Here is a 1,135-nt window from a genome sequence, read left to right as displayed (position 1 = left end):
TCGGCGATCGGGTGCGAGGAACTCCTCCTCGCGGGAGAACAGCAGCCGCACCGGGCGACGGGCGGCATTAACTACCATAACAATTGGTTGCGCGATCGCTACAAAAGACAAGCAGGAGTTATTAACTTAACGGACGTCAACCAGATGCTACGTCATCTGACCACCAACACTACCATCAATTTGGCCTCAACGAATATTGAAAGCAACGGAGCCAATACTAGCCCAGCCAACCGTCCTGTTAATGGTATTCCCAATGACTTTTTTGTTTGGGATTCAGCCCTCAAGACCAGCTTAGGTCTTAACTACAATATCCCGCTGATTACCTTCGAGCGACAAGAGTATGACAATTACCTAAATACCCATCATTTCCAACTGGTTCAATCTGACTTCACCAAACCGGATGATTCTCCACTGTACGAACAGGATGGCTCTACCTACTTTTCTTTCTTTGTGCCAGTTCCTGCTGCAGAAGACCTCTACATGCTCACACGGATGCGAAGTGCCAAGATTTTGACAGATAAATTCATTGCTGCTGTCTTGATGGTGGACTTCAAAAACCCTGTCTTTTCCGAAAAGCGGTCTAGCTTGCAGGAGTACGCTGAGCAAGTCACAACAGGCACAATCACCAATGGGATTAGTAGTGTACCCAATGATTTTGCCGAGAAAGTTAGAGTTGCTGCTGCTAACCAGCCTCCCTGCGATCCTACTAACTTTGACCAATGCACTGCGGAACAACAGTTTTTGCAAACATGGGAACTACCTGATAATCAGTGGAAATCCTTTGTCCAAGAGCAAATTCAGGCTTATTTGGATGAATTAAACACACTTTCTCCTAGGGAGCAGTTAGCTCAACTGATGGAATCAAGTGTCAAGCACCGGGAGCAGTTTCAATCCTGGCCAACAATTAGTAACCTCAATGAATTTAGCTTGTTACTTCCCCAGAGTGATTTAAGGTAAGCATTCAGCTATCAGCTATCAGCTATCAGCTATCAGCTATCAGCTATCAGCTATCAGCTATCAGCTATCAGCTATCAGCTATCAGCTATCAGCTATCAGCTATCAGCTATCAGCTTTCAGCTATCAGCTTATGCGCTATGCGCACGCTACGCGAACTGCTTTTGAAGAAAATAGCTGA

1 pseudogene is annotated in these 1,135 nt (G+C 45.7%); it reads left to right on the top strand.

The window, feature by feature from the left end:
• Positions 1 to 957 (top strand): annotated as a pseudogene (locus tag F6K49_RS51615) (hypothetical protein); the annotation flags it as partial.
• Between the last annotated feature and the right edge of the window lie 178 nt (positions 958 to 1,135).

It is taken from the genome of Moorena sp. SIO3I6 (assembly GCF_010672095.1).
Note: the sequence above shows the minus strand (reverse complement) of the source record. Positions and strands in the feature narration are given on the sequence as shown.